This is a genomic window from Novosphingobium sp., from assembly GCF_019748365.1.
In the GTDB taxonomy this organism is placed as follows: domain Bacteria; phylum Pseudomonadota; class Alphaproteobacteria; order Sphingomonadales; family Sphingomonadaceae; genus Novosphingobium.
This window is the reverse complement of the sequence record NZ_JAIEPN010000035.1, coordinates 1-19,170: the sequence shown is the minus strand read 5'-3', so window position 1 is coordinate 19,170 and position 19,170 is coordinate 1. Positions and strand designations below refer to the sequence as shown.

The window sequence follows — 19,170 nt, the reverse complement described above, 5'->3', positions numbered from 1 at the left end:
TGCTTCCGTACAGAACCGAGAATGTCCAGACGGCCTCAGAAATCCAGCTTTCTCGCATCTTGCTCCTCTGCATAACTCCTCATGTGTTCCATCCGGACTCGCCTGTGTGTGGGTCTGGAAAGCCAAGCTCCGTGGGAGCGTTCAATGCAATCACGTGCACAAACTTGATGTGACTTGGTCGGACCTTCTACGGGAAGGGTCTGCCTTAGCAACGCCCGCGACCGCGAGGCGTGTTCGCCAGAGGGTTGTTGCGGTGCTCGATTGGGTATGTGCGAATGGTCTGGAGAAACAGAGGCTTGCTTGGTTTGGTCCCGGCTAGGTGTTCTGATGAACTGAATGTCAGAGTTTCGCATCGGCGCTTTTGGGTAGGCTGTAGGCGAATGTCTCATGCCAGTCCGGTTCCCTCATTTTCGTCAGAAGCCACTGCGCGGCGCGCCCCGGGGTGCGGCTGCGATCATGGATGACGGACACATCGATGGCGCCGAGCAGGACGTTCGCATCGCTCAAGGCAAGCTTGAACAGACGTCCCGCGGCGATGTGTTCGCGGACCAGATAGTGAGGCATGAAGCCCCATCCGAACCCGCCCAGCAGAAAGTCGAGACGCCGTCCGATATCGACGAAGCGCCATACAGTGGGGCTTACCACGTTGAAGTTCGGACCGGTCGATTCCAGCGGATCGGTCAGGACGAGTTGCACATGCTCGGCGAGATCCTCCGGCTCGAGCGGCGCCGCTTTGCCGGCTAAGGGATGCCCTTTCGCCGCGACCGGCACCATGTCGATAGAGCCAATCCGGAACGCTTGTACCGTTACTGGCGCGAAAGGGTTCAGGGCACAGATGCCGATGATGGCTGAACCTGACACGATGCGCCGTTCCGCAGCGCCGATCCCCTCGGTGTAGAGCGTGACCGCAATATCCGGGAAGGCTTGCCTCAATCCGGCCAGGAGATCGATCACCGCAGGCGTGGGCACGAAGGGATCGATGGCGATGGTCAGCTGCGGCTCGAGCCCGGCCGCCATCGCGCCAGCCATGCGTTCATAGGTATCGACCTGGGCAAGCACGCGCCGTGCCTGCTCGACCAGCACGCGGCCCTCTGCGGTCAGTTCAGGACGGCGACTGGAACGGTCAAACAGGGTAACGCCGTTTGCCTCCTCGAGATTGCGGACCGCGTGGCTGATGGCGGATTGCACCCGGCCAAGCCGGCGGCCGGCTGCCGAAAAGGACCCTTCATCGACAATGCTGGCGAGAATGCGCAGCTGATCGAGCGTAAGTTGGGTCAGCAAAACCATCTCCATAATCGATATTATTGATCGAAATTATATCAATTCTTGTCATGTCCAAGCGGCTCTATGTCAACCTGAAGAGCGCAGTCCGGGTTGCTGCGGTCAATCGGGAGAGATGTCGATGTTTGCAGTGACAGGTGCGACGGGGCAGTTGGGGCAGCAGGTGATCGCTCGGCTAGTCGAGAACGTTCCGCCCGAACAGATCGTGGCGATTGTGCGAGATCCCGCCAAGGCAGCGAGCTTGCTGCCTGCAGGGGTTATCATCCGGCAGGCAGCCTACGACGAGCCTGCGCAGCTTTCCGCCGCGCTGCAGGGCGTGACACGGCTGCTGCTGATTTCTTCGAGCGAGATCGGCCAGCGCGTGGCGCAGCACGGCAATGTGATTTCCGCAGCGGCTACGGCAGGCGTCGGGTTTCTGATCTACACCAGCCTGCTGCACGCAGATGGCAGCACGATCGGCCTTGCTGGCGAGCACCGGGCAACCGAAGCGCTGATTGCGCAATCGGGTCTGCCCCATGCGATCCTTCGCAATGGCTGGTACCTCGAAAACTACCTCGCCGGCGCAGGCCCGGCGCTGCAGCACGGCGCAATGATCGGCAGCGGCGGCGAAGGCCGCATTTCGGCGGCAACCCGCGATGATTATGCCGAAGCCGCCGCACGGCTCCTGAGCAATCCGCCGGCAGCGGGCAGCGTGCTGGAACTGGCTGGCGACGAAGCCTTCACCGAGGCGGAGTTTGCCGCTGCGCTGGCTGCAGCGGCAGGCAAGCCGGTTCACTACATGCCGCTGGACGAAGCTGCCCATGCCGGGGCGCTGCAAGGCGCGGGGCTGCCGCCGCCGGTTGCAGCGATGATCGCCAACAGCAGCGCAGCGGTAGCAGGCGGCGCGCTGTTCGATGACAGCCGCACTCTGAGCCAAGTGCTGGGCAGGCCCACCGCATCATGGCGCACGGTTGTCACCACTGCCTTCGCCGCCTGAAGCGATCCCTGAACCAGCGCCTGCCCGCGTGCAGGGAAAGACAATTGGAGATACCGATGTCCGCATTTCCGCAGACGCCGCATTTCACCGGCTTGAATCGACCACTGACCGAAGAATACGACCTCGATGATCTCGTCGTCGAGGGCACTATTCCCGCCGAGGTGGAAGGCACGTTCTTCCGCGCGGTGCCCAACCCCACATTTGCGCCGTTCATCGAGGACCCGGCCATTGCCTTGTCGCCCGACGGCATGGTCGCGGCGATCCGGTTTCGCAGCGGCAAAGTGAGCGCAGCGATCCGCTATGTCGATACACCGCGTCACCTCGCGGAAAAGGCTGCGGGCCGGGCGCTGTTCGGCAAGTACCGCAATCCCTATACCGACCAGCCCGAAGTGGCGGGGTATGACCGTGCGACAGTGAACACCACGCCGGTGTTCCATGGCGGTCGCCTGCTGATGACCAAGGAAGACAGCCTCGCCTATCAGGTCGATCCCGAAACGCTGGCAACGGTGGGCCGGTTCGATTTTGGCGGCAGGTTGAAATCCCAGACCTTCACGGCCCATACCCGGATCGACGGGAAGACGGGCGAAATGTTCTTCTTCGGTTATGAAGCGCAGGGGCTGGCCACGCGGGCGGTTTCGTATGGTTATGCCGACAAGGCGGGCAATCTCGTGCGCGAGCAGATGTTCGAGGCGCCTTATGCCGCGATGATGCACGATTTCACCGTGACCGAGAACTACGCGCTGTTCCCGGTCTACCCGACCAAGACCGATCTGGCGCGGCTCAAAGCGGGCGGCGATCACTGGATTCACGACCAGGAGGAGCACAGCTGGCTGGGCGTGATGCCGCGCTATGGCGATGTGAGCGAGATGAAGTGGTTCAAGGGCCCCAAGGGGGTCTATTCGTTCCACATGTTCGGCGCGTTCGAGGACGCTGACGGCAACCTTCACATGGATCAGTGCATCGGCAACTCGGCCCTCTTCTACTTCATCCGCGAGGCTTCGGGCATCTTCATGCACGACCGCGAAGTGGGTCATCGGGTCGAGCGCTGGACAGTGCGGTGGGAAGGCGCTGCTGAAGTGCAGACCACAGTAGCGGGGCCTCCGGGCGATTTCCCGGTCATTCCGGCGGCGCAACAGGGCTATGCCTATGATCACGCCTGGATGCTGACCTTCAATCCGCAGCGCGCGGTCCCGCCGGTGGTCGGCGGCGTAGGGAATGCCCTCTTCGATACGCTGCTCCGGATCGATTTCACCGGCAAGCCGCCGCAGGCCTTCACGCTGCCTCCCAATGGAGGCTTCAACGAACCTGTGCATGTGCCATCGCGCGAGCCGGGGCATGAGGGCTGGTTGCTGGCCGTGGCCGATTTCGAGCTTTCGCCGGATTCGTCGGAGCATGCCTGCCTGATCTTCAACGCCGGCGATCTGGCGGCAGGCCCAGTTGCCAAGGTCATCCTACCGCGCCGCCAGCGCCCGCAGATCCATGGCTGCTGGGTGAGCGCCGAGAAGCTGGCCACTGCAAAATGAACCCTGGGAGGACAGCATGACTACCACGACGACTACCGCCAGTGCGCGCACGAGCACCCGCGCCAACATTTCGCTGTGGGGCGCGCAACTCGCGCTGGCCGGGGTCTATGGCCTTGCCGGCTTCATGAAGCTGACACAGCCGATCGAGGCGCTGACGCAGATGATGGGTTGGCCGGGCTCAGCGCCGCTTCTGGCGCGGTTCATCGGTGCCGCAGAGCTCGCCGGAACCCTGGGTCTGATCCTGCCGATGCTGACCGGGATCAAGCCCCGCCTTACCGTGCTGGCCGCTGCAGGCCTTGCGACCATCCAGGTTCTGGCAATCCCCTTCCACCTCTATCGCGGCGAATTCGGCATCCTGCCGATCAACCTCGCGCTGCTGCTGCTCGCCGTTCTGGTCTATCGCGGCCGCCGTAACCTCTGACAGCGCGCGCGGAGGCGGCAGCGACAAGGTGGGCTTTGGTCCGATTTCCAAGACCCACCACCGAGTCTGGAAGGTGACTAGGATTGGTCATCTTTGGCCAACAGAAAGCTCTTCTGGAAAATTCGGCACTGCGATCGGTGGTTCAAAGGAAGCAGCGGCCTATTCACCGGCCTCTTTGCGTAACCGAGCAGAAATCAATCGCCTGATGATCGCCGGCCCCTTGTCCTGGGGGATGAAGCCGTAGTCGCGATCTGCCGCGGTCTGATCCAGGATGCGTTGCTGCCCCTCGATCATGGTGCGATCCTCTTCGAAGGCGGCCTGTGCCACTCTGAAGAACGCATCACTTTCCGCCTGCTCGGCGTGCGCGCGCGGTACCCCGGTCGCAAAATGATACCGGCTCCGTCCAGGTCCAATAGGCGTAATCGCCTGCTGCTCGACACGCACCCAAAGGGGGGGCTGGGTGGGACGGCCATTTCCGCACTGCTCCGCGGTTCCTGGCATGTACCCCTCAGAACGCATCAGAAAGATGCCCGGAAGCAGATAGCGGTAGCTGTTGAAATTTTCGAACTGCAGTCCCCCCACTTGGTCGATTTGCACTGGTGGAAGCCAGCGTTCGACAAGTATCCCGTCCGGCAAGGTGCGGACCGTTGGAAACGTCTTGGACCAGGCGTTGCCCGTCGCCGCACCAAGTGTGGTCTCGTGCACGTAGTCGACATGGGAAAGATCGCTGAGATTGTCATTGATCAGCTGATAATCGGCGTTGTAATCAAGCGATCCGCATTGCAGTGCGAAGTCCTCGGCTCCGTCGCCCCAGGCATCGGGTGCAAGGCCCGGGTCGGCCAGCGCCGGGTCACCCGGCCAGACCCATATCCAACCATCCTTCTCGCACGTCGGGAGAACGCGGACGTTCAGTGCGGGATAGTCCTGGTCGGATGGCGGAACATGCGTGCATTTGCCAGAGCCATCAAAGCGCAGGCCATGGTACATGCAGCGGATCTGGTCGCCTTCCACCCGGCCGAGCGAGAGCGGAGCAAAACGATGCGGGCAGCGGTCCTCCATCGCCTGAATTGCGCCTTCGGCGTTGCGCCACAGCACGATGGGCTCCCCAATGACGTTGCGCGCCACGGGCTTTTCCGGGGTGACCTCGCTTGACCAAGCTGCGACATACCAGATCTTTGATATATAGCTCATTCGGTCAATCCTTCCCTGATTAGCGCATAACTCATTGCGTCTCGGGCGTAGGCTTCGGCCTACAGACGGATCTCATCCCTGAAACCCTGGAGATCTCTGAACTTGAACAGGAAACCCTGACCTAATCGCCCGGCCCGCTCATGAAGTCGGTGCTGGATGTACGGGGTTTGGCAAGGTCACGCAGATATTCACTGCGCTCGGTGGCAAGAATGCGGGAGAAGCGCGGATGCGTCGAAATGACGAACTCATCGGCAGCAATCTTGTCGAGGATTCTGCGCGCAGCTTCGTCCGCCGGCATTCCGACGCTCTTCATCGCGCCTTGCAACATCTGGCGGTGCGCCTCTTCGGCTTCATTCGCCACGGCGATATCGGCGAAGATGCGGCTTTCCACGATGCCGGGGACCACCACCGAGACCTTGATCGGCCAATGGTACTCTTCCATTTCCAGGTAAAGGCACTCGCTGAGCGAGAGAACCGCGTGCTTGGTGGCGAAGTAAGGCCCGTTGTTGGGGGCCATGGAGAACGCAGCGAGCGAGGCAACGTTGCTGACATAGCCACCCTCGGGCCGGGCCGCCATGCGCGGAACGAAGGCGCGCACCCCGTTGATCACCCCGCGCAGGTTCACGTTGATCACGCGGTCCCATACCTCGTCCGGGGTATCGCAGATCGAACCCATCACCGTGAGCCCGGCACAGTTCACCAGCAAGCGCACGTGCCCGTAAGCCTCAAACGCTGCATCGGCGAGCGCGCGCACGGAAGCCGGGTCTGACACGTCGGTTTGCACGAAGAGCGCTTGTCCGCCCTTGGCACGAATGGCACCGGCGACCCGCTCTCCGCGATCGGGCGAGAGTTCTGCCACGACCACGGGCATCCCGAGAGCGCCCGTACGCATGGCGAGTGCTTCACCAATACCGCTCCCCGCCCCGGTGATTACGGCGGCGCCGCCGACAAAGGCCTGGGTGGGTGTCATGCGATTTCTCCCGGAGTGCTGCGTGTCATTTTCTAAGTGCCTCAAGCACTAGTCGGGCTACCTGCCTTGAAATGTCCTTATCTCTGATGACATCCCTGTTCGGCCCTGCATGCCATTTGCCTTGATCGAGTGAAGACGATGCCGCGATAAGCCGGTGGTATCGTCCGGCTGTGCGGACACGACCGCTCAGCCTTCGAATGCAGGGAGATTGGACAATGATGCCGGACGTGACCTCCATCCATGGAGCGTGTGATCCGCGCTATGCCAGCGTGCGCGAGCTCTTCGCCGAGCGGATCGCCAGTGGCGAAGACTTCGGCGGCTCACTGTGCGTGATCGAGGACGGGCAGACCGTGGTCGATCTCTGGGGCGGGCGCGCCAATCCCGAGGGCACGGCAGCATGGCAGGCCGATACGATCGTGAACTGCTGGTCGATCACCAAGACGATGTCGGCTCTGTGCGCCTTGCTGCTGATCGATCGCGGCCAGATCGACCCGGATGCCCCCGTCGCCCGGTACTGGCCGGCCTTTGCCGCTGGCGGCAAGGAGGGCGTGCTCGTTCGCCACATCCTTTCCCATGCCTCTGGGCTTCCGGGTTGGGATGGGCCGATCGACATGCTCGATATCTGCAACACACCGGCCTCGACCGAACGTCTTGCCGCGCAAGCTCCCTGGTGGGAGCCGGGCACGGCATCCGGCTACCATCTCCTGAGCTATGGCCATCTGATCGGCGGGATCGTCCGCGCGGTGACCGGAAAATCGCTGTCCGCCTTCTTCCGCGACGAACTGGCGGGGCCGCTGAGTGCCGATTTCCATATCGGGCTCCTGCCCCGGCACCATAACCGCGTTGCCGATATCATCCCCAGTGCGCCGCCGCCGATGCCGCCCGAAGGATCAATCGCCCTGCGCGCCTTCATGTCGCCCATCCCCATGGCGCACATCGTCAACTCGCTCGCGTGGCGCTGCGCCGAAGTGGGCGGCGCAAACGGGCACGGCAACGCGCGCGCAATCGCCCGCGTCCAGTCCATCCTCTCGCACAACGGCACGGTCGACGGGCAAGTCTTCCTGAAGCCTGAAACCATCGCCCGGGCCCTGACCGAGGAGCAGAACGGCATCGACCTCGTCATCGGTCAGCCGATTGCCTTTGGCCTGGGATATGGGCTTGGCGAAGCGGGGCATGTCCCCTTCATCCCGAAGCGCAAGATCGGCTTCTGGTCCGGCGCAGGCGGCGCGCTGGTCATCAACGATACCGAGCGCCGCACCACCTTCGCCTATGCCATGAACCGCATGGAAGATGGCGCCATGATCGGCAACGCAAACTCCATCGCCTACTACTCTGCCTTTGAAGCAGCCCAGTCAGCCCTGCACGCCGCCTGATCCCGGCCGCCTGATACCGATTGCCTCAAAGATCCCGAAAGAGACGAGCCATGAACGACACGATCCATCTTGACGCCGATGCAGTGCTGCGCCGCTTTGCCGAGGAGCGCGAGAAGCGGCTTCGTCCCGAAGGCTTCGGGCAATACCTTCGCCTGACCGAGGACATGGACCGCGATCCGTGGACGGTGCGGCAGGAGCGCCCCCCCGTTGCCGACCACGTCACGTTCACCTTCGTCGGCGGGGGATGGGCGGGCCTGCTGACCGGCGCAGAGCTGGCAAAGCGCGGCATTCACGATGTGCGCATCATCGACCGCGCCGGCGATTTCGGCGGCGTCTGGTATTGGAACCGTTACCCCGGCGTGATGTGCGACAGCCCTGCGGCCCTCTATCTGCCGCTGCTCGAAGAAACCGGCCACATGCCCAGCATGAAATACGCCTTTCAGCCGGAAATCCTCGAGCACTGCCAGCGCATCGGCCGTCACTTCGGGCTCTATGACAAGGCGCTGTTCCACACCTCGGTCGAGCGCGCCGAATGGGATGAGGCGGCACGCTTGTGGCGGATCACCACAGATCGGGGCGATTCCTTCACGTCGACCTATCTGAGCCTCGGCCTCGGGTTCTTCTCAACACCCAAGCTGCCCGGCATCCCCGGGATCGAAACCTTCAAGGGCAAGGCGTTCCACGCGGCCCGCTGGGATTATGCGTACACCGGCGGAAGCCCGGCCGACCCGCGGCTGGACAGGCTGACCGACAAGCGCGTTGCCGTGATCGGTACCGGCGCGACGGCGATCCAGTGCATCGGCCCGGTATCGGAGACCGCCAAAGAGCTCTATGTGTTCCAGCGCACCCCATCGGCTGTCTCGCCGCGCGGCAACGGACCGGTCGATGAGGCCTGGTTCCGGTCTATCGCGACCCCCGGTTGGCAGAAGCGCTACAACGACGCCTATGTGCGCGACTGGACCGGACTGTGGGGCCAGCCCTTCTCTCTCGAACCGTCGCTCGACCCGCTGGACGACGATTTCGCGAAGTTCGCTGCACGCTTGCGGTCGGTGATCCTCTCGGTGCCAGCCGAGATCCGCAATCCCGTGACGGTCAAGGCCGCGCTGGACAAAGCCTCCGTCGAAATCGTGTCGGAAGTGCACGAGTACATTCGCGGGATGGTGTCCGATCCCGACACGGCCGAAAAGCTGTTGCCGTGGTACCGGCCTCTCTGCAAGCGACCAACCTTCAACGATGACTATCTCCACGCCTACAACCGGCCCGGTACCCGGCTGGTCGATACCGATGGCAAGGGCGTCGAGGCCATTACCGAGACCGCGGTTATCGCCAACGGAACCGAGTATCCGGTCGACTGCATCATCTATGCCTCGGGATTCGAGTTTGCCAAGGACCCGCTTCGGGCGCTCAAGTTCGAGGTGCTCGGCGTAGGCGGTGTCGATCTGCGCTCGCGCTGGGCACAAGGCGTGCGCAGTCTCCATGGCCTGCACACACGCGGCTTCCCCAACATGTTCACGGTCCAGCTCGCCCAGGGGGCTGACTTTGCCGCCAATGTGCCGACCGGCTGGCAGGATGCCGGCGAGACGATCGCGCTGATCGTGGACCACATGCGCCAGCAGGGCCTGTCCCGCGTCGAAGTGGAGGAAGCCGACGAACTGGCCTGGAGCCAGCAGATTGCCGCCACGCCGCCGATGCCCGACACGCGCGACTGCACGCCCGGATTGCTGACCTTCGAAGGCGGCACCGACCCGCGCATTGCCTTGCTGTCCGGCGTTCCCGAAGGTCCGCGCGGGTTCTTCGCGATGATGGCCGGATGGAAATGGTCCGGCGACTTTGCGGGGCTCGAGTTCCAGCAATAGCAGCAACCTTTAACGGTTGCCGGCCATCTTCTGGGGCGATAGGTTCAAGGCCATTCATCGGTTTTGCGGATATGACGCGAAATGGCCATCAGATCCAAGAACCTGAACCTCATTCCGATCTTGCAAGCACTTTTGCAGGAGGAAAGCGTCGTGCGCGCGGCAGACAAGGTGGGCCTGTCACAACCGGCCATGAGTGGCGCGCTGGCGCGGTTGCGCGATCTGATGGCCGATCCCATTCTGGTCAGGGTGGGGCGTACCATGCGCCTCACCCCGCGTGCGGAGCGGATGCGCGGCAAGCTTGAGGAAGTCTGTGCGCAGATCGAATTGCTGTTCGAGCCGGAGATATTCGATCCGGCCAGCGCGACAAGGGTCTTCTACATCGCGGCACCGGACTATCTGGCCTATATCATCAGTCAGGCCCTCATGCCCTTCCTTGCCGAACATGCGCCGGGGATCAGGGTTGTCTTCACCGAAGTCCAGTTCGACCTTGATAGGGAGATGCGCGAGGGCAATGTCGATCTGGCGGTCTGCGCCAATTTCGGGCACTGGCCCGAACTCAGCCACGAGTTTCTGTTCAAGGACCGTATCGTCGTCGCCGTGGCAAACCAGCATCCGCTGGCCTCGCGCGCTTCTGCGACGACTGCGGACATCTTCCAGTACCCCAGCATTTCCTATTTCTACGACACCGCCCACATCCAGTTGCGCGAAGCCGAGTTCCATCCCACCGGACTGACCTCGCTCGATCACTCCACGTCCATCATCGCTAGCGACCAGTTCACCTCGGTGCTGGCAACGCTGCGCCCCCCGACAGTCTCCCGCTGCAATGCGGCCTTGGTGGAGCGACTGATCGCGGTACTACCGCTGACCATGCTGGAAATCGAAGACGAGATGACCGAGTTCGACACGGTCATGTTCTGGCCGGCGCAGACGGAAGGGTCGCTGGAGCACGAGTGGCTCAGGACCGCCATCCGGCAGTGTCTCACAAGGCCCCGGGAGACGGCCTGACCGGACACGGGAGCGCCGTGACCTGCGCCTGCATCAGCAAATGATCCGCCCCATCATTTCCTGCGAGCAGGACAAGCTGTACCTCTCATAGGCGCGCCTGCGGTAGGTCAGCACGGTCGTCGTACTGATGCTTAGATCAAGCGAGATAGCCTCGGACGTCATGCCGACCAGTGTTCTGGCACAGACTTGCCGCTCGCGCTGACTGAGCAGCGGGAACGCGCGGCCTAGGCGCTTCTCGACCCTGACAGGCAGCGGCAGGTGGCTTTCGTCGCCCAGCAACTGGACATGCTTGCGCAGCAGAGGAAGCGTCATCTCGGCGAGCGATGTCAGCCCCTCGAACGTCATGTTCGACGAATCCCTGCGGCGATAGAAATTGATCGCGTAGGCGCGGCCCTCGCGCGACCAGGCGCAGCATATCTTCTCGGTCAGACCCGGATGCTCGAAGCACTTGTGCCGATACCCGGAATGCTTGACTTCCGTGGCCGCAAAGCGCGCCGAGCGCAGGCCGCTCGACTTCCCGCGTGCCATCGACAAGGCCGGGTCCATCTCGAAGAAATTGGCAGCATAGGCTGCCGCGCGCTCCTTGGATGAGCCGGCCCGGCCCGACGAGGCAATCATGAACGGCTTTTCGCCTTCGTCGAACCAGTAAGCGAAGATCTCGGCGGCACCGCCTGCCTCGTCAGCAGCATCGAGGAGGATATCACCAAATGCACCTGTGCCGGTGGCATCAACCAGTTGCTCGTAGAGCGCAGATCGCACTGCCAAGATCGCTCTCCCCTGTCCTGTCCGGCATTTTTGCCGTCATGCATGCCCATCTCGCAACAACGATACTAGGCTCGGAATGGGAGGGTAGCTGCTGATACGGTGAGATCACCCCCCAGCAATGGGGGGTATAGTGCCGTGCGGAATGGGGCGGAAAACCCAGCAGCAATGTATCGCACGATCCTAACGCCCCGGTTCCATTTGGCGTGTCGTTTGAACTGACGACACGGTTGAAGGGATGCATTGGGCTAGACACGCGGCGGATTTGGCAGATCTGCTGCCGTTGATCGATGCTGGGGATACACAAGCGATGAGCGACAATTCCGCCGGGCATGCCCACTGGCGCACTCTCTACACCGGCCAACCCTGTGCCTCGGCAGAAACGCCCGAGCGCTCGATGCTGGACCTGTTCCGCAGCGCAGCCCGCCTTGCCCCGTCGAAACCGGCGGTACTCTACTTTGACGGCGCGCTGTCCTACGCAGAGCTCGACCACTTGAGCGATGCGCTCGCCCACCGTCTGGCAGCTCTGGGCTTTACGGCCGGGGACCGTCTCGGGCTCTACATGCAGAACATTCCGCAGTTTCTCATTGGCATTCTGGCTGCCTGGAAATGCGGCGGCATCGCAGTGCCCCTCAGCCCCTTGAACCGCGCCCATGAGCTTGGCCGCATCCTCCCCGACTGCCGCCCGGCAGTCCTTCTTTCGCAGGACGACCTGGCCGAGCATCTTGCAGCCGCGATTGCGGTGATCCCCGGCTATAGCCCCGCAGTGCTGACCACGTCCGCCTTGCGGTTGCAGGCCCGGTGTGACGAGCGGGTCCTGCCGAAATCGGCCACGGCCCATGCAGCGGCCGACATGTTCGACTTTCTCGCTCAGGGCACACCGGCCGCGCCAAGCAGCGCCAGCCCCGCGCCGCAGGCTCCGGCCTTCATCGTCTATACCTCGGGCACGACCGGCGAGCCCAAGGGCGCGATCATCACGCATGACAATGCGGCCTGGAACGCCGAAACGGTCCGGCACTGGTTCTCGCTTGCGCATGGGGATGGACCGGTTTTCGGCATGGCGCCGCTGTTCCACATCACGGGACTGATCGGCGGGATCGGACTTTCCTGGCAGCTGGCCGAACCGCTGATCCTCACCTATCGCTTCCGCCCGGACGTGGTGCTCGATGCTCTGCTCGAACACCGGCCCGGTTTCGTCGTCGGCGCCATCACCGCCTACATGGCGCTGATGAACAGCCCCGGCTCGACTCCGGACCATTATGCATCGTTCAAAGCGATGGTTTCGGGCGGCGCCGCGACGCCGCCTGCAGTGCTGGAAGCGTTCCGCGTTCACAGCGGGCACACCCTCCACAACGGCTACGGTCTGACGGAAACCGCGGCGGGTGTGACCACGGTACCCCACGGCGTGGCAGCACCGGTCGATCCCGCAAGCGGTGCACTCTCCGTCGGCGTGCCGGTCTACGATGCAGGCGCATGGATAGCGGACGACGATGGCCGCGCGCTGGCGCCTGGCGAGATCGGTGAGATCGTCCTCACCGGACGCAGCGTTTCACCCGGCTACTGGAACAAGCCGGAAGCCACCGCAGAGGCGATGAAAGCCGATGGCTTCCGGACCGGCGATGTCGGGTTCATGGATAGCGAGGGATGGGTCTATGTCGTCGATCGCAAGAAGGACATGATCAACGCGTCGGGCTTCAAGATCTGGCCGCGCGAAGTCGAAGATGCGCTCTATACGCACCCCGCCATTCGCGAAGCCGCCATCGTCGGCGTGCCTGATCCCTATCGCGGAGAAACGGTGCGTGCTGTCGTCAGTCTCAAGGCTGGGGAAGCGCTTGAACCGGACGCGCTCATTGCCTGGTGCCGTGCCCGGATGGCAGCCTACAAGCTGCCGTCCGAGGTCGTGTTGATGGACGACTTACCGAAGAATCCGGCCGGCAAGATCCTGCGTCGCGAATTGCGGGATTGAGGCTCCGTGCAGGGCGCTGCGTTCAGCATCCTGCGCCTGCACCCACGGTCCATGTTGCTCAGAAGATGTTGGCCAGACTGACTTCGACCGCCGTCGCCCCGCCATCTGCCGCGAGCACCGCGCCGGTGATGAAGGAGGCCTCATGGGAGGCCAGAAAGGCGATGATCCCGGCAATCTCTTCCGGCTGCGCGATCCGGCCCAGCGGCAGTGGCTTCGTCAGCCGCGACTGAACTTCTTCGGATGACAGGCCGGTTATCCCGGCAAAGGCCCCAAACATGCGTTCGGTGAGTTTCGAATGGCACAGGCCCGGCGCGATCGCGTTGCAGCGGATGCCGTGGGGGCCGTTGTCGATCGCGATCGAGCGGTTCAAACCCAGCAGGCCGGCCTTGGCGGTGGCGTAGGCCGCGTTCTGGGCCGAGCCGACAAGCCCGCCGATCGACGAGAGCAGCACAATCGCCCCGCCGCCGCCGGACTCGCGCATCAGCGGAAGCGCCGCACGCGCTGCCAGCAAGGCTCCATCCAGATTGATCGAGAGCACCTTGCGCCAGGCGTCGAAATCAACGTGCTCTGCGCCGCCGACGGTTTCGAAACCGGCCGCCGTCACCAGCACGTCGAGCCGTCCATACGCGCTCTTTGCAAGGGCAACTGCCTGTTCCAGCGTCGCCCCTTCGGCAGCGTCACCCACGATCACTTCCGCCTTGGTTTCCTCGCGCACTGTATCAAGACCGACCGGATCGAGATCGACGAGAACCAGCTGCGCTCCCTCGGCGAACAGGCGCCTCGCCGTCGCCGCCCCGATCCCGGATGCGGCTCCGGTCACGAGGGCAACCTTGCCTGCAAAGCGCTGCGTGGTGAGTTCGATGGTCATGCTGTTTCTCCTGCGGCTACTTGGCGATTCCGCTTCCAGCGAAGGTGATAATGGCAGTCCCGCCGCAGAAGGCGTCGCATGGCATCATGGACAGTCTCCTGATGTCAGTGCGCTTTCGTTGCGCAAACCTTATCCCGGATAGTCTTGCCGCCCTCAGCTGCTTGTCCTTAGACATGATGACATTCACCCGCACATTCAACGCGCGGTAATGCCGCCATCGACCATGTAGGTCGCGCCGGTGATACCCCCGGTGCCGAGCAGGAACACGACCGTCTCAGCCACTTCCTCTGCCGTCACCAGGCGGCGCAACGGATGGCTGGCGGCGATCTGGTCCCAGATCGCCGGATCGGGAATGCCGGCCAGGGTCATGGGCGTCTTCACGAAACTCGGGCAGACGGCGTTGCAGCGGATGCCATGCGCGCCATAGTCGAGCGCGCAGGATTTGGTCAGCCCGATCACCCCGTGCTTGGACGCGATGTAGGCTGGCAGCGCTTCCTCGGCAGCCACCCCGGCGACCGAGGCCATGTTGACGATGGCGCCGCCGCCGCGGGCGATGAGGTGCGGCAATTGCGCTTTCAGGCTGTTGAACACGCCGGTCAGGTTGATGCTGATCGTGCGGTCCCAGTTCTCGGTCGTGCACGCGGTAATCGGACTGAATTGCCCCCCAACGCCTGCGTTGTTCACGGCGCCATCAAGCCCGCCAAAGTCGGCCACGACAGCCTCGCAAACCCGCTCCATATCCGCGCTCTGAGCGACATCGGCCACATAGGACCGGCTGCCCGGGACACTTGCAGTGGTTCTGGCCGCCGCCTCTCCATTGGCATCGACGATCGCGACGCGCGCGCCAGCCTGCGCCAGCCTTTGCACGATGGCCTCCCCCAGCCCCATCGCGCCACCTGTCACGAGGATCACTTTGTCCTTCAGCATCAAACATGCTCCCTGTCGAAATTGAATGTCGTCTCCGGCTCAGCCCAGCGCCGAAATGGCCGCAAGATGGTCTGCTCCGCGCCGCGCCCGGCCCGCATGGAGCTTCGCCCTGCCCGCAAGGTCGCCGAGCAGAAATCCGCCCAATGCGCGGAGGCGGTCCAGGACGGGCCCTGCGCCGCCCGCCGCCGCGATCCGCGCCGCGCCCCAAGCCTGTGCGGCGCAAATACTGAGGTCGAGCAAGGCTGATGCACCAGCCTCCGCCTCGCGGGGCTGATCCTCCAGCGCCATCAGATGCGCCGCCGTCTCGTCTAGCAGGCTGAACACCGTGCGGGCTTCGGCAGCCAGATGGTCCTGTCCGGCCGCAGCCAGCGCCGCAGCGTCTGCTTCCCCCTGACGCAGAAATGCGTCGAGTCCGGCCCGCCGATCCTTCCACAAGCGGCGATGAAGGAGGTCCAGCGCCTGCATGCCGGAAGTACCCTCGAAGATGGTCAGGACCCGCGCATCTCGCAAGATCTGTTCGGTGGGCCAATCGACCGTGTAGCCAGCCCCGCCCAGCACCTGAATGGCCGTGCTGGCCGTGTTGAACGCCAGCTCTCCGCCCAGGGTCTTCACGATCGGAAGCAGCCACTGCGCAATGGCTGCACTTTCAGCGCGCCGCGCGGGGTCGCTCTCCACCCGGGCAAGATCGGCTTCGACCGCTGCGGCGTAGATGACCGCACGGCCTGCTTCGACTTCGGCCTGCGCACCCAGCACCATGCGCTGGACGTCGGCATGTTCGATGATCGGCACGGGGTTTGGCCCCCTGCCGCCCTGCAGGCGTTCTCGGGCATAGGACAAAGCGACGTCGGCGGCGCCGCTCGCCATGCCAAGACCCATGCCGCCCACGGCCATGCGCATGTTGGCGATCATCACGAACATCTGCGCCAGACCGCGGCCTTCCTCGCCGAGCATCCAGCCCCGGGCGCCTTCAAAGCCCATCGCGCAGGTTGGCGAAAGGTGCAGGCCAAGCTTGTGTTCGAGATTGCGCACGAACACACCATTGCGCTCGCCGTCGATCCGATCGGGCACAAGAAACAGCGAAAGTCCGCGCGACCCTTCGGTGCGGGCAAGCAGGCAGTGCCCGATACGCCCCGTCAGATCGTGATCGCCGAACGAGATCCACTGCTTCTCGCCGGTGATCGACCAGGTCCCATCATCCTGAGGCTTTGCCAATGTTCGCATACGGCCCGCGTCCGAGCCTGCACCCACTTCGGAAATGCAGATCGTCGCCCCCCATTCGCCGGACATCAGCTTCGGCAGCCATTCGGCCTTGATGGCGTCGCTGGCCCACGCATCGATCAGCCGGGCCGCTGATCGGATCGGCACGGGCAGCATGCCGAAAGCGCAGCAATGGCGATCGAACACTTCCTGCGCGGCCACGGCGACGACCAGCGGCAGGCCTTGGCCGCCGTGCTCGCTGGGCATATCCAGCGTCATCCACCCGCCCTGCGCAAAGTCCTGCCAGACCTGACGGTAAAGCGCGCTTGTTACGACCTCGCCGTCCACAACCCTCGGGGGCGCGCACTCACTGGTCGCGTTCAGCGCCTCCAGCCTGTCCGCCGCTTGCGCTGCGGCGGCTTCCAGAACGGCGTCGACCGTTTCCGCACTCGCCTCGGCAAACGAAGGCACCAGCTCACGTAGACGAACCAGCCCCGCCAGCAGATCGATCTGTGCAGCGAGCGGAGCTGTGCCGATCCGGGGAACGGAAGCCCGGCTCATGCAGGATCGGCGACGTGCAACACGAGCTTGCCCGGAGCCTTGCCGGTAAACATCGTCGGCAAGAGTTCGGGAGCCTTCTCGAAGCCCTCGTGGCGGTTCTCTTCGACGTGGATGCGGCCTTCCTGCACCCATTGCCCCAGCTGCATGGCAGCAGCCGGTATCTCATCCGCATAGAAGAACAGGAGAATGCCCTGCACGGTGAGCTGGTGCGTGCAGATGCGCATGTAGTTGGTGGGGCCCTGCACCTTTACGTCGGTGTAGCCCTGAGACATCGCGCCGCAGATCAGGATTCGGCCCTTGGGTGCCATGTGCAGGAACAGCGTATCGAGCATGTCGCCGCCGACGTTGTCGAAATAGGCATCCACACCGCCCGGGACGAGCTCGGCCAAACGTGCGCCGACATCTTCGTTTTGGTAATCAATCGCTGCGTCGCATCCGGCATGTTCTACGATCCAGCGACACTTGTCGGGGCCACCAGCGATCCCGATGACCCGGGCTCCCAGCAGTTTGGCGATCTGGCAGGCCAATGAGCCCGTCGCCCCTGTCGCCGCCGAGATCACCACTGTATCGCCTGCCTTGACTTTCAGCCCGTCGGTCACGCCAAAATAAGCGGTGAGCCCGCCGACCCCGAAAACGCCGAGATTCCAGGACAAGGGATAGGGGGCGTCTGGCAGATGGCGCAGCGGCATCGGCCCGTCGGCGCGCATCACGGCATAGTCCTGCCAGGCCATGAACCCTTCGACGATCTGGCCGGGCTGGTAGGCCGGATTTTGCGAGGCAACTACTTGGCCGATCCCCCCGCAACGCATCGGTTCGCCGGGCATGATGGGATCCATGTAGCCGCCATCGTCGGTCAACCAGATACGCTGGCTGGCATCGTATCCGAAGAACAGCGTGCGCACGAGCACGTCACCATCCGTGAGTTCCGGCAAGGTACCTACGACCAGATCGAAATCGTCGGGCCGGACATCGCCTTGCGGGCGGCGGTTGAGAATCCACTGGCGGTTGGGCGTGTCGGGAGAGAGCGTCATGGGAAATTGTCCTCAACGGGGTTTCAGATCTTGTGGCCGACGGCAGACCGGTAGCGTGCGCTCCGGTCTGATTTCGCGGGGCTGCTCCATAGCGTTTGGCGCACAGGTCGGCGAAAGGGCGTTATCCCGACCCCGGCGGAATGGATTTCAGGGACCATCGCAACGCCTCCAATTCGCACAGCACGGCGCCCCCAGCTTGCGGGGTGCGCCTGCTCCTCTCCCGGATCGCCATCTTGCAAATCCGGTGGACGAGATGCGCGCGCAGCCGTCGGAGTGCTCCCCCCCATGTCGAGGGGGGAGGCCGTGCAGGTTGATTGCGACGTGGACTTCGCCCAAGCCACCTCGTCTTGGTAAGGAGCCATGATGGACAAGGGTGCGGATTCGGGCGTGAGAGGGCCACCGAAAGAGGCGGAACGAACAATCATGCGCAGCTTGGCAGACCAGTCTTCGTCACTGAAGACCCTCCCGCCACGCTCGCCACCAAGCTTTCTGGTGCGCGGACACCTCTCGCTCGAGCGGATGCTGGTTGCCGGCATGCACGTGATCGAGATCTGCGCGCCACATGGCTTCGGAAAGACCAGCCAGTTGGCACAGTGGTACCGGGAGGCACTTGTATCTGGTCGCCAGGCCATGTGGCTTTCCATCGATGCGCGCGATGATGCCGCGAAAGTCGTCACCTGCCTCGCCGATGCTGCCGCACGGCTGAGCCGCAGAGACGCTTTCTCGCCTGCCTTCCTCGCGTGGGTTGCAAGCTGCGCCGATCCGCAGCAGGCGATTACGGCCTGGCTCGCGGAAACAGCCCAGATGCCGGGAGAAACGATCCTCCTCCTGGACGATGCAGATCAGGCCTCATCGCAAGCTAGACCGGCCATCGAATACCTGATCGCAAACGCACCAGCTAACCTGCGCATTGCGGTCAGCTTGCGGCCCAACGGGACCTTCGCCGATTCCGGCCTTCTTTCCAGCATCCCGATGATGCGGATCACGGCTCGTGAACTGCGCCTTGGTGAAGAGGAAACCGTCCGCCTGGTCCGGCAGATTGCAGAAATCGGGATGCAGGGCGAGGATCTCGATCAGTTCGCCATAGAACTGCACCGTCATGCCGCCGGTTGGCCGCTTGGCGTGCGCCTCGGCATCGCAGCCCGGTTGCGCAGTCCGGATGGTGCTTCCGATGCCCGCAATATGGCCGTGTCAACACCGGGATAAAAACGGGCCAGGCACCGGTTTAAAAAGGGGCCAGTTGGGTTGAATAAAAAGCCCCA

General features: G+C 63.4%; 16 protein-coding genes. 8 read left to right on the top strand and 8 right to left on the bottom strand.

Translation table 11 applies throughout. The features are described 5' to 3' along the window. Positions 1-339 precede the first annotated feature (339 nt). A complete protein-coding gene (locus tag K5Q19_RS04915; RefSeq protein ID WP_292941794.1) occupies positions 340-1,281 on the bottom strand; it encodes a LysR family transcriptional regulator in 942 nt (313 codons plus the stop codon). A gap of 121 nt (positions 1,282-1,402) precedes the next feature. Between K5Q19_RS04915 and K5Q19_RS04910 the strand changes: the two genes are divergently transcribed. Genes K5Q19_RS04910 through K5Q19_RS04900 form a run of 3 tightly spaced genes read left to right on the top strand, consistent with a single transcriptional unit; the run spans position 1,403 to position 4,201 of the window. After that, on the top strand, positions 1,403-2,257 hold the full coding sequence (locus tag K5Q19_RS04910) for an NAD(P)H-binding protein (protein WP_292941792.1): 855 nt from the start codon (positions 1,403-1,405) through the stop codon (positions 2,255-2,257). Between the two features lie 56 nt (positions 2,258-2,313). After that, positions 2,314-3,780 carry a carotenoid oxygenase family protein gene (locus K5Q19_RS04905; RefSeq protein ID WP_292941790.1) on the top strand — a complete coding sequence of 489 codons (1,467 nt, stop codon included), beginning with the start codon at positions 2,314-2,316 and terminating at the stop codon, positions 3,778-3,780. Between the two features lie 16 nt (positions 3,781-3,796). Further along, the gene (locus tag K5Q19_RS04900; protein ID WP_292941788.1) at positions 3,797-4,201 is read left to right on the top strand and encodes a DoxX family protein; all 405 of its coding nucleotides are present in this window, start codon (positions 3,797-3,799) and stop codon (positions 4,199-4,201) included. A gap of 159 nt (positions 4,202-4,360) precedes the next feature. Here K5Q19_RS04900 and K5Q19_RS04895 read toward each other — a convergent pair whose 3' ends face one another. Both K5Q19_RS04895 and K5Q19_RS04890 read right to left on the bottom strand, forming a co-directional pair. Then, entirely contained in the window at positions 4,361-5,392 is a 1,032-nt protein-coding gene (locus tag K5Q19_RS04895; RefSeq protein WP_292941786.1) for an aromatic ring-hydroxylating dioxygenase subunit alpha, read from the bottom strand. Positions 5,393-5,513: 121 nt separating this feature from the next. Beyond that, entirely contained in the window at positions 5,514-6,362 is an 849-nt protein-coding gene (locus tag K5Q19_RS04890) for an SDR family NAD(P)-dependent oxidoreductase (RefSeq protein WP_292941784.1), read from the bottom strand. A gap of 227 nt (positions 6,363-6,589) precedes the next feature. Between K5Q19_RS04890 and K5Q19_RS04885 the strand changes: the two genes are divergently transcribed. The 3 genes from K5Q19_RS04885 to K5Q19_RS04875 all read left to right on the top strand — a co-directional run bounded on the left by K5Q19_RS04885 (position 6,590) and on the right by K5Q19_RS04875 (position 10,596). Further along, a complete protein-coding gene (locus K5Q19_RS04885) occupies positions 6,590-7,735 on the top strand; it encodes a serine hydrolase domain-containing protein (protein ID WP_292941782.1) in 1,146 nt (381 codons plus the stop codon). A gap of 50 nt (positions 7,736-7,785) precedes the next feature. Continuing rightward, a complete protein-coding gene (locus tag K5Q19_RS04880) occupies positions 7,786-9,591 on the top strand; it encodes an NAD(P)/FAD-dependent oxidoreductase (RefSeq protein ID WP_292941780.1) in 1,806 nt (601 codons plus the stop codon). 81 nt (positions 9,592-9,672) lie between these two features. Further along, positions 9,673-10,596 (top strand): LysR substrate-binding domain-containing protein, encoded by a 924-nt coding sequence (locus K5Q19_RS04875; RefSeq protein ID WP_292941778.1) that lies wholly within the window; start codon positions 9,673-9,675, stop codon positions 10,594-10,596. Positions 10,597-10,629: 33 nt separating this feature from the next. Here K5Q19_RS04875 and K5Q19_RS04870 read toward each other — a convergent pair whose 3' ends face one another. Next, positions 10,630-11,355, bottom strand: a complete 726-nt coding sequence (locus tag K5Q19_RS04870; protein ID WP_292941990.1) for a LuxR C-terminal-related transcriptional regulator — start codon at positions 11,353-11,355, stop codon at positions 10,630-10,632. Between the two features lie 313 nt (positions 11,356-11,668). On the opposite strand from K5Q19_RS04870, the gene K5Q19_RS04865 reads away from it, so the two are divergent. Beyond that, complete coding sequence (locus tag K5Q19_RS04865) at positions 11,669-13,324, top strand: AMP-binding protein (RefSeq protein ID WP_292941776.1); 1,656 nt, start codon at positions 11,669-11,671, stop codon at positions 13,322-13,324. Positions 13,325-13,382: 58 nt separating this feature from the next. Here K5Q19_RS04865 and K5Q19_RS04860 read toward each other — a convergent pair whose 3' ends face one another. The 4 genes from K5Q19_RS04860 to K5Q19_RS04845 all read right to left on the bottom strand — a co-directional run bounded on the left by K5Q19_RS04860 (position 13,383) and on the right by K5Q19_RS04845 (position 17,908). Further along, a complete protein-coding gene (locus K5Q19_RS04860; protein ID WP_292941774.1) occupies positions 13,383-14,192 on the bottom strand; it encodes an SDR family NAD(P)-dependent oxidoreductase in 810 nt (269 codons plus the stop codon). A 195-nt stretch (positions 14,193-14,387) separates the two neighbouring features. Then, positions 14,388-15,119: an SDR family oxidoreductase gene (locus K5Q19_RS04855; protein WP_292941772.1), complete on the bottom strand. Its 732-nt coding sequence runs from the start codon at positions 15,117-15,119 to the stop codon at positions 14,388-14,390. A gap of 39 nt (positions 15,120-15,158) precedes the next feature. After that, on the bottom strand, positions 15,159-16,877 hold the full coding sequence (locus K5Q19_RS04850; protein ID WP_292941770.1) for an acyl-CoA dehydrogenase family protein: 1,719 nt from the start codon (positions 16,875-16,877) through the stop codon (positions 15,159-15,161). Then, the gene (locus tag K5Q19_RS04845; protein ID WP_292941768.1) at positions 16,874-17,908 is read right to left on the bottom strand and encodes an NADP-dependent oxidoreductase; all 1,035 of its coding nucleotides are present in this window, start codon (positions 17,906-17,908) and stop codon (positions 16,874-16,876) included. Before K5Q19_RS04845 ends, K5Q19_RS04850 begins: the two co-directional genes overlap by 4 nt. A 363-nt stretch (positions 17,909-18,271) precedes the next feature. On the opposite strand from K5Q19_RS04845, the gene K5Q19_RS04840 reads away from it, so the two are divergent. Continuing rightward, positions 18,272-19,114: a hypothetical protein gene (locus K5Q19_RS04840; protein WP_292941766.1), complete on the top strand. Its 843-nt coding sequence runs from the start codon at positions 18,272-18,274 to the stop codon at positions 19,112-19,114. Positions 19,115-19,170 lie beyond the last annotated feature (56 nt).

What these genes read in the sequence shown, in the direction of transcription:
- K5Q19_RS04880 (WP_292941780.1), top strand. Translation starts at nt 7,786, where the DNA reads ATGAACGACACGATCCATCTTGACGCCGATGCAGTGCTGCGCCGCTTT.
- K5Q19_RS04860 (WP_292941774.1), bottom strand. Translation starts at nt 14,192, where the DNA reads ATGACCATCGAACTCACCACGCAGCGCTTTGCAGGCAAGGTTGCCCTC.
- K5Q19_RS04850 (WP_292941770.1), bottom strand. Translation starts at nt 16,877, where the DNA reads ATGAGCCGGGCTTCCGTTCCCCGGATCGGCACAGCTCCGCTCGCTGCA.
- K5Q19_RS04910 (WP_292941792.1), top strand. Translation starts at nt 1,403, where the DNA reads ATGTTTGCAGTGACAGGTGCGACGGGGCAGTTGGGGCAGCAGGTGATC.
- K5Q19_RS04905 (WP_292941790.1), top strand. Translation starts at nt 2,314, where the DNA reads ATGTCCGCATTTCCGCAGACGCCGCATTTCACCGGCTTGAATCGACCA.
- K5Q19_RS04895 (WP_292941786.1), bottom strand. Translation starts at nt 5,392, where the DNA reads ATGAGCTATATATCAAAGATCTGGTATGTCGCAGCTTGGTCAAGCGAG.
- K5Q19_RS04855 (WP_292941772.1), bottom strand. Translation starts at nt 15,119, where the DNA reads ATGCTGAAGGACAAAGTGATCCTCGTGACAGGTGGCGCGATGGGGCTG.
- K5Q19_RS04875 (WP_292941778.1), top strand. Translation starts at nt 9,673, where the DNA reads ATGGCCATCAGATCCAAGAACCTGAACCTCATTCCGATCTTGCAAGCA.
- K5Q19_RS04900 (WP_292941788.1), top strand. Translation starts at nt 3,797, where the DNA reads ATGACTACCACGACGACTACCGCCAGTGCGCGCACGAGCACCCGCGCC.
- K5Q19_RS04890 (WP_292941784.1), bottom strand. Translation starts at nt 6,362, where the DNA reads ATGACACCCACCCAGGCCTTTGTCGGCGGCGCCGCCGTAATCACCGGG.
- K5Q19_RS04845 (WP_292941768.1), bottom strand. Translation starts at nt 17,908, where the DNA reads ATGACGCTCTCTCCCGACACGCCCAACCGCCAGTGGATTCTCAACCGC.
- K5Q19_RS04865 (WP_292941776.1), top strand. Translation starts at nt 11,669, where the DNA reads ATGAGCGACAATTCCGCCGGGCATGCCCACTGGCGCACTCTCTACACC.
- K5Q19_RS04840 (WP_292941766.1), top strand. Translation starts at nt 18,272, where the DNA reads ATGGACAAGGGTGCGGATTCGGGCGTGAGAGGGCCACCGAAAGAGGCG.